Annotated in this window: 6 protein-coding genes; 1 reads left to right on the top strand and 5 read right to left on the bottom strand. The window is 49.5% G+C overall.

Annotation, left to right across the window (positions count from 1 at the left end; translation table 11 throughout):
* Positions 1 to 281: 281 nt before the first annotated feature.
* The gene (locus ACNRUY_RS25285) at positions 282 to 1,892 is read left to right on the top strand and encodes a hypothetical protein (protein ID WP_488114441.1); all 1,611 of its coding nucleotides are present in this window, start codon (positions 282 to 284) and stop codon (positions 1,890 to 1,892) included.
* A gap of 126 nt (positions 1,893 to 2,018) precedes the next feature.
* Here ACNRUY_RS25285 and ACNRUY_RS25280 read toward each other — a convergent pair whose 3' ends face one another.
* The 5 genes from ACNRUY_RS25280 to ACNRUY_RS25260 all read right to left on the bottom strand — a co-directional run bounded on the left by ACNRUY_RS25280 (position 2,019) and on the right by ACNRUY_RS25260 (position 8,015).
* Positions 2,019 to 3,374 carry an iron-containing alcohol dehydrogenase gene (locus ACNRUY_RS25280; RefSeq protein ID WP_488114440.1) on the bottom strand — a complete coding sequence of 452 codons (1,356 nt, stop codon included), beginning with the start codon at positions 3,372 to 3,374 and terminating at the stop codon, positions 2,019 to 2,021.
* A 37-nt stretch (positions 3,375 to 3,411) separates the two neighbouring features.
* Entirely contained in the window at positions 3,412 to 4,008 is a 597-nt protein-coding gene (locus tag ACNRUY_RS25275; protein ID WP_488114439.1) for a cob(I)yrinic acid a,c-diamide adenosyltransferase, read from the bottom strand.
* Between the two features lie 10 nt (positions 4,009 to 4,018).
* A complete protein-coding gene (eutA, locus tag ACNRUY_RS25270; protein WP_488114438.1) occupies positions 4,019 to 5,488 on the bottom strand; it encodes an ethanolamine ammonia-lyase reactivating factor EutA in 1,470 nt (489 codons plus the stop codon).
* A 157-nt stretch (positions 5,489 to 5,645) separates the two neighbouring features.
* A complete protein-coding gene (eutH, locus tag ACNRUY_RS25265; protein ID WP_488114437.1) occupies positions 5,646 to 6,755 on the bottom strand; it encodes an ethanolamine utilization protein EutH in 1,110 nt (369 codons plus the stop codon).
* Positions 6,756 to 6,854: 99 nt separating this feature from the next.
* On the bottom strand, positions 6,855 to 8,015 hold the full coding sequence (locus ACNRUY_RS25260) for a ShET2/EspL2 family type III secretion system effector toxin (RefSeq protein ID WP_488114436.1): 1,161 nt from the start codon (positions 8,013 to 8,015) through the stop codon (positions 6,855 to 6,857).
* Positions 8,016 to 8,246 lie beyond the last annotated feature (231 nt).

Here is an 8,246-nt window from a genome sequence, read left to right as displayed (position 1 = left end):
GCTTATCAGTGAGCGAGGAGAATTTGGAAAACAGGGCTTTTGCAGACATCGAAAGACAGGAAAAACCCTGATTATACAGGCTGTTTCTTGATGGCGCTGTTCAATTGGTGATCATGTTTTTGCCCTGCTATCGGTGAAGCTGAGCTGACTCATTGGCAAAGGCTCAAGGTGAAGGCTGCAGGAATATTATCAAATGACAGGGGCTTATTCGCGCCATTCTTAATTATTCATGGTGCTTGTCGATAAAATCTATATTTTTGTTAGTTACGGTAAAAATAACCATGCCATGGATAGAAAAGCCTGATTCTTCGTCAGTAAAATCATTAGGTTGTCGTGAAGAAACCCAAGTGCACCCAAAAAAGCCTTTGAAGAAGGTTCCTTGGTTGAGAAGAGTCGTCAGCGGTCTTTCAAAAGTGATTGTGATAAAATCTCATGATGTTTCTGGCTTATTTATTGATAGCCATAAGCTATTATCTGATCGTCATGTGGGGAAAAGTAGTAAAAATAGCACACATAAGCGTGGTAGGAATTATCAACATCGTCCAGGAGAGCTGAAGGCTGCAAGGCATGGTATTCGGTGGGTAACAAGAAAATGCAGAAAGGTTGCTGAAGAAGCGGCTGTTAGTAATGGTGCTTTGGGCCAATGCATACAGTTCCTTGAAAAGCAGGACTCTACTAAAAAAAATGAAGAAAACAGTAGGTCATCAGTCACTCAACTTTATAACAGTTGGGAAGGACAAGCACTCTTTACCTCTTCACCGCCCACGTTGGGCCGGGCTACAGTTATCGGCAAGAGAAATCAGGAGCTGTTTAAGGATATCTCAATGAAAGATGACGGTGGGGTGGTTTTCCATTATGGGTATGATGAGCCTAGAGATAAGTTTGATGCATTAAAAACAAGTGGGAATGAAGTGCCTGTTAATAAAACTAGTACGTTGAAATTTATAAAGCTTTTTAGAAAAATGATTGAACAGGAAAGAAAGCCAGGAGGTAATGAAACTCCATCACAGGCGAATAAGAAAAAGGAGCGTTTACAGGCTCTAAAAGAAATATTACATTTTGTAAAGTCCTTGGATGATACTGATCCTGACTGCGCAGCTCTCTGTCGCTTAGCCCTTCAGCTTTGCGGCAGGTGTCGTGAACGTAGCCTGGTACACCAGCAGTCATTACCTAAGTGTGGCGGTTTTGCTGTTTTACAAGCAGCATGGGGGAAGAGTCCCCTTAAAATGACACGCCTGGCATTGAGCTTAGCGTGCGATTACAGAGCAAGCTCTAATGAATTAAATAAGGCGGTCTTAAAACTTCCTGAACATATTGATTTTTCGGAGTATACAGAGGCATTGCCAGATAAAATGTTATTGTCTGTTTTTTATGATTTGAATGACAAAAAGGGTTCAACGGAAGAGGAAGATACAGCATTTGCACATTCTCTGGGTGTTACGGTTCAGACAACTGACCGTAAGAAAAGTCAGAGTGATTCCAGTTTTATAAGTGCGTTAGAGGAAGCTACCCGCATGAAAGCATCAGTAAAACTATCTTTAAATGAAGAATTTACTTCTTTTCTTTACAAAAAATGGACTGATAGTAGATCTCGTAAGCCAGGTGGTCGGCCATGGAACATTGAAAAAGCTCTTAAAGTATTTAACTGGAAAGATCCAGATCCAGCTGGACATTTCGTAATTATGGATAAATTAACTACAAGTGAAGATGGCAAAAATGTCATTGTTAAGATTCAAAGTTGGGGGATGGTGATGCTGTTGAAAATGAAAAAAAAGACATTTTTGAATGGCATAGATAAAAACGAAACGGTGATTTTTCCTGTGCGTGCAAGTGGCTTTGATGGGAAAGGGGTGTTTGAAGCTGCTGATCCCCATAAATATGTTCGGCCTTAAGTTGGAGTAATGTAATTACCAGTAGACTGAGTAAGCAGCATTTTCTGATTATGGTGGTTCGAACAAAAAAAACAGCCTCAAAGAGAATATGAGGCTGTAAAGCAGGGAGTTTAATGTAAGCCTGATTTATAAAGCGTTGGTGAATATCTGTTCTATATCCCCCTGAGTTCCCTGCCTGGGATTAGTGGCAGCACAGGCGTCTTTTAAGGCGTTTACCGCCATTGCCGGCATATCGTCTTGTTTTACCCCAAGGCCGGAGAGGCTGGTGGGAATATCCACTTCCAGCAATAAGCGACAAACCTTTTCTATGCCGATGATGGCCGCTTGTTGATGGCTGAGACTATGGACCTTGCAGCCAAGGTAGTAGGCGATGTCTGAGAGTTTGCCGGCTGCAGATGCCAGATTGTAAGTCATAACGTGAGGAAGCAGCACTGCATTGCAGACGCCGTGGGGCAGCCCATACTTTCCGCCCAATTGGTGGGCCATGGCATGAACATAACCCAGCCCGGCACTGTTAAATGCCATTCCCGCCATAAACTGGGCATAGGCCATGTTTTCCCTGGCTTCCCGGTCTGAGCCATCTTTCACGGCCCGTGGCAGATACTCCACAATCAGTTCGATGGCCTTGCTGGCAACCGCATCGGTCAGTGGGTTGGCATTGGTGGACAGATACGCCTCAATGGCGTGGGTCAGGGCGTCCATACCTGTGGCTGCGGTCAGTCCGGCGGGCATGCCCAACATCAATTCTGGATCGTTGATCGCCATGGTGGGAGTGACATGCTGGTCGACGATGGCCATCTTTATATGGCTCTGCTCATTGGTAATGATGCAGAATCGTGTCATTTCCGATGCTGTACCGGCTGTCGTGTTGATGGCCACCAGTGGCAGACAGGGGGTAGATGACTTATCCACCCCTTCATAGTCACTGATCTCACCACCATTTGTGGCCAGCAGGGCGATGGCTTTGGCACAGTCATGGGGTGAGCCACCACCCAGAGAAACCACCGCGTCACAGTTGTGGCTTTTCAGAATGGCCAGCCCTTCGCTGACATTGGTGGTGGTTGGGTTGGGAAGTGTTCCGTCGTATACGGCGGCATCGATGCCTTTCTGGCTGAACCGATCCGTTACGGCACTGACCAGCCCCACTTTATTCAGGACGGCATCAGTGACCAGCAGTACCTTGTGGCAATTCATTGCCCTCAGGCGCTCTATCCCCCGGTCAAGGCAACCAAAGCCAAGCAGGCTATGGCCGGGCATAATGAATTCGTGGGCAGACCCGGAAGGTGCCGGCAGGTTGTCTGTTGTTCCAGAGGGAGAGGGTTCTGGGCGAACAGGAGGCTCTCCTGAGTCACAGACCGTAATACCCAAATCTCTGGCCCTGTCCCTGGCCGCAGGGGTCAGGATGGCCTCTGGCGACAGATAGAGTTTGTCCCCTTTGCAGAAGTCCTGCAGGTTCGAGGCGCGGATTAACTGCTTTTTCACAGTGTTACCTTTTAAGAGAAGACATAAAAAAAGAACGTTAGGAATCTTTAGAGACGTGCTGCTTTTCTGACTGCTGCCAGAGCACTTCACCGCCAGACTGCCGGGCGGTGACCCTGGCCAGGACAAACATCAGGTCAGAAAGCCGGTTCAGGTACTGCATCAGGGGGGGATTGATGTCTTCCCCGGCTTCTCTGGCGGCGATAACCCGGCGCTCTGCCCGGCGGGAAACGCTTCGTGCCATATGGCAGTAGCAGGCCAGTCTTGAGCCCCCCGGCAGGATAAAATTTTTCAGGGGGGGCAGGTGGTCGTTGAATTCGTCCAGGGTCTGTTCCAGATCGGTGACAAAGGCTTCCTGGATCAGCTGATAGCCGGGCATGGCCAGCTCTCCCCCCAGGTCAAACAGACGATGCTGGATGTTTTCCAGGGGCTTTTGAAGCCGGTGTCTCAGGATCTGGGCTTCTTTCAGTTCACAGATCAGCAGCCCCATCCAGGTGTTCAGCTCATCCACTGCACCAATGGCTTCAATACGGGCGTGGGTTTTTGATACCCGGCGCTGGTCGCCCAGTCCGGTGGTCCCTTTATCACCGGTGCGGGTGTAAATTTTGGACAGACGGTTGTGTTCCTGCTCAGACATGGGATGAACCTCAATAACCAAATACCAGAGTTTTGACGATCACTGGCAGTACTTTTCCATCGGCCAGGGGCTTGCCAATATCGATGTAATCACCATCTTTCACGCTGATGCTGTCGATGCAGATAACGTCTTTGCTGTTTTCCCTGCCACGACTCTCTCCAACAGAGCGCAGGCGAGCTTCAATGCTCTGTCCCAGTACCTTGCCAAAGTCCTCTTCAACAATAATGATCAGGGGCTGGGGCAGCCGGATCATGGCATCCATACCCTCAATAATGATGTCCGCAAGCTCCTGCACATACTGGAAGTCAGGATTACGGGCACCTTTCATGGCAAGGGCCACATGCTGGGAGCCGGATTCCAGGTCAAACCAGCCCAGCTTTTCCCGGATGGTTCTGGCCAGTTCAGCTGGGGCAAGGGCTTCATCTTTTTCTGAAAGTCGTAATGCCGGGACATTCTTGATCGGGAAGACATCCCGTGAAAAATTGATGGTGCTGCCACTGATGTCAGTGGCATGGGAGCCTGCTCCAATCACCGTTGCGCGAATGGTTTCCAGGGCATCAAACACCGGGATCTTCTGGTAAAGCGGTGATTGGCGAATCGCCCGTCCCAGCAGAACCCCAAGATCACCGTATTCAAAGTCAGCGACGGATGGCGTCTGATCGTAAATATGGACAGCCACCCCGCCGGAAAAGCAGATCTGGTCCAGTGAACACTGCCGTTTAAGATCGGTGGTTCCCCTGCCCACCAGGAATGCCAGCTCCTCTGTTGGAGCCCTGAGCCCCATGACTTCCTCCAGAATGCCGACCATGCGACCCACAATAAGGTCGATCTGCTTTCGACTCAGGTGGTCGCCCACCTTCACCGGCATTCCCATGCGACGGGTCATCTCCTGCCACTTCTCTGAAATATAGGTGACCTCTGTGCCCCCTTTCTCAAACTTGATCAGGCGACCGCCAATGTCCAGGCAGGTGGTGTCAATCACTTCACCCACCTGGTAGGTGGCGATATTGGTGGTGCCTCCGCCAATGTCCAGGTTGGCGACAATGCTGTTTTTATCAAAGGACTGTTTTGCCGCTCCGGCGCCTTTCCCGGAAATGATGCTTTCCAGGTCTGGACCGGCAGTAGCGACCACAAAGTCACCCGCCAGTGCACTGAGAGCATCAGCCACTTGTCGTGCGTTCTCTTTACGGGCCGTTTCACCGGTGATAATGACGGCACCGGTATCGATTTCACTGGCGTTAATCCGGGCGTTGACAAATTCCTGCTCGACCAGCTGGCGAATACGGTCAGCATCAATCATTGTGGGCGACAGTAAGGGCGTGAAATGCACCGGGCTGCGATATACCACCTGGCGGTCGACGATTTCGACTTTCGGGATCATGGCTCCGGGGGATACGTTCTCCAGATACATTCGGGTAAACACCAGCTGGGTGGTGGAGGTACCTATATCAATGCCTGCACTGAGAATAGCTTCGCGCATAACTGCTCCGATGTGGTAAAGCGGCAGGAGGTCAACAGAACCTGAGAGACTGTTGATGTTCCGGAATGAATAAGCACAGAAGGATTAACCGCAAAGGGTCGGTTCCCTGAGGGAACCGACCTGTGAAGCCTGGTTTTTAAGAACCTGTCGACGACAATCAGGCGTGTTCTGCAGTCATATCGTTTTGCTTTTCAGCCATGTCTTTGGTGACCAGGATGGCGATGATCAGGGCGGTAACACCACCGATCAGCTTGCCTGCTACCATGGCGGCGATCATGTCGCTGTTTACCGCTGCGGTGAAACCAAGGTGGTCACCCAGGGCAAAGGAAGCACTGACGGCAAAGGCAACGTTGATGACCTTACCGCGGTTGTCCATATCCTTGAGGATATTGAACATGGCAATGTTGTTGGCCAGTGTTGCCACCAGGCCGGCTGCGGCGGTCTCTCCCATGCCCATTGCACGGCCAAGAGCCATCAGGGGCTTGTTCAGTTTGGTGGTGATGAAATGCACCATGGGGAAAGCTCCGGCCAGTACCATGGCAATGGCACCGACAATTTCGATACCGTCGGAGATGGGAGCCATGCCCGGGATCACCACAACGCCCGTCAGAGTTTCGATAACGATGGCGGCCAGACCAATGGTGATCAGGACCACTACCCCTTTACCGAAGATTTCGAAACCACTGATCATTTTGGCGGGGGCCAGTTTCAGGCCCAGCGCGATCGCACCGGCAACGATGATAATTGGCAGCAGGTTGATGGCGATCATGCCAAAGTCATAGCCAGCGATCAGTCCGCCGGCCAGGCAGCCAACAGGAACGGTTGTGAGACCGATCAGCACACCCCGGGCGAGAAACTGAGTGTCGTCTTTTTTGATAATGCCCAGGGCCACCGGAATGGTGAAGACTATGGTTGGCCCCATCATGGCACCCAGAATCAGACCAGAGAAATTGGCAATCGCTTCATTGTCGGTCATGGCCATGGCCAGTGGGTAGCCCCCCATGTCATTGGCCAGCAGGGTACCGGCAAACATGGCTGGGTCGGCGCCCAGGGCTTCATACAGTGGAGAAACAACCGGGCTGAGGACGGTGTTGAGCACGGGGGCCAGGGAAACGACACCGATCATGGCCAGCGCCAGAGCCCCCATGGCCATGAAACCCTCTTCGAATTTTTCTCCGTACCCCCATCGATTCCCCAGAATCTTGTCCACGGCGCCAAGCACCATGAACCCCACCATAATGTAAAGGATAATGTCGTTAATACTCATGACTTCCTCGCAATTGCGATTGCTGTGCTGTTGTGCACGAAGGCTAACAGCGGGACGGAGGGTGAATCATGACCTGACGCAAGTCAGTGGGTTTTCCATTTATTGATGTGGGTCAATAAAGTGAAGGTGCTTTATTGTCGAGTTCTCTGGTTTGAGGGATATGGCAGCTGCATTGTCAGGTAATGATAGCTGGGAAAAATGGGTTTCCGGCGTGAGCAACCGTTCTTTGTATTCCGGTTTCAAGTCACTTTTTTTTATGAGATTGATGAAGGAGCTGGCTGTTTCAATACACTTCTTCTGAATAGCGACCTGAAGCCCCGTTATTCTATGGTTGTTGGCTTTAAGGAGTTTAATCTTATATTCGTCCGGTAAAGTGCTTTTTAAAATAACCTGGCCAATGGATCGGATTGTTTTCGTGTGACCATTTTGGAATGCAAACCATAGCGCAGACGTTCCAAGCTGTGTTTTTGCTTTTAACAGGTAGATTTTTTCTTCATTTGACAAGCCGCTGCCCAAAACGTCCTGATAAAAAGCCATAGCAGCATCCAGGTTTTGATTGGTCAACGCACAAGCCAGTGCTGGGGTACCTTTTCTTTTGGCTTGTAATAAACATGTTTTCTGGTAAGGGGTCACCTTACATTTCAGTACGCCATTTATGAAAGCAGTGACAATTTTCGGGTGATTTTCCATGCAAGCCATAAATTGTCCAGGCACTCCATTGGCATCTTTTCTCTGGAGCAGGGCGTATTGTTCGACAGGAGATAAGTGGTTTATAGCCTCAAAATAGGCGATGACGGCTTCTGTTCTGTTATCCTGCATAGCGGTATGCAGGCCAGGAGTTCCTTTGCCTGACATTGCATAGAGCATGCTTTTTGTACCGGGACAGGAAGGAAGGCCATAATGCCCGTTGCTGAGCAGCAGATGTCCCATGGTGCTGTTTGGCTCACCAAGGACTGTTACCTGGCATCGCTGCTGGTGGCTGCTGACCTCAGTGCCAAGAAAACAGCCGGCGGAGTTTTGTTCCGGAAAGTAATCTTTAACGCTGTCGGGGCTTATAAAGTGATGGATCGTTAAATGATCGATAGCATCAATATGGTTGAGAATAAATCGCTTATCTCTAGCGGTATCGTTAGGATCATAGAAACAGATGACTAGATTGTCGGCCTTTTTTTTCAACCTGATCGCCATGGCGTGATTGGTACTGCAAAAAAGATATCCTTTTTTAACGCCTTCATCAGCATGCCATACGGGGTATGACAACTCTTTTAATGCCTGATTGAATGCGCAAAGATCAAAATAAAGACCTTTTGTAGCCAGTTGTTCATGGTACTGCGCATAATGCCTTTTTTTAAAGAAGCCATGTTGGCGCTGTTCAAATTAAGTGTTGCTCTACCCAATGTATAGAAACTTGATCTAAAAAAGCCTCCTCTGAGAAGAGTTGAGTTTTAAGAAACCTTTTCCACCCGAGGTAACGAGACAGGTATTTTGTTG

The organism is Endozoicomonas sp. Z74 (assembly GCF_057680865.1).
The sequence above is the reverse complement of the archived record's forward strand: the minus strand, read 5'-3'. Positions and strand labels throughout refer to the sequence as shown.

What these genes read in the sequence shown, in the direction of transcription:
- ACNRUY_RS25275 (WP_488114439.1), bottom strand. Translation starts at nt 4,008, where the DNA reads ATGTCTGAGCAGGAACACAACCGTCTGTCCAAAATTTACACCCGCACC.
- eutH (WP_488114437.1), bottom strand. Translation starts at nt 6,755, where the DNA reads ATGAGTATTAACGACATTATCCTTTACATTATGGTGGGGTTCATGGTG.
- ACNRUY_RS25285 (WP_488114441.1), top strand. Translation starts at nt 282, where the DNA reads ATGCCATGGATAGAAAAGCCTGATTCTTCGTCAGTAAAATCATTAGGT.
- eutA (WP_488114438.1), bottom strand. Translation starts at nt 5,488, where the DNA reads ATGCGCGAAGCTATTCTCAGTGCAGGCATTGATATAGGTACCTCCACC.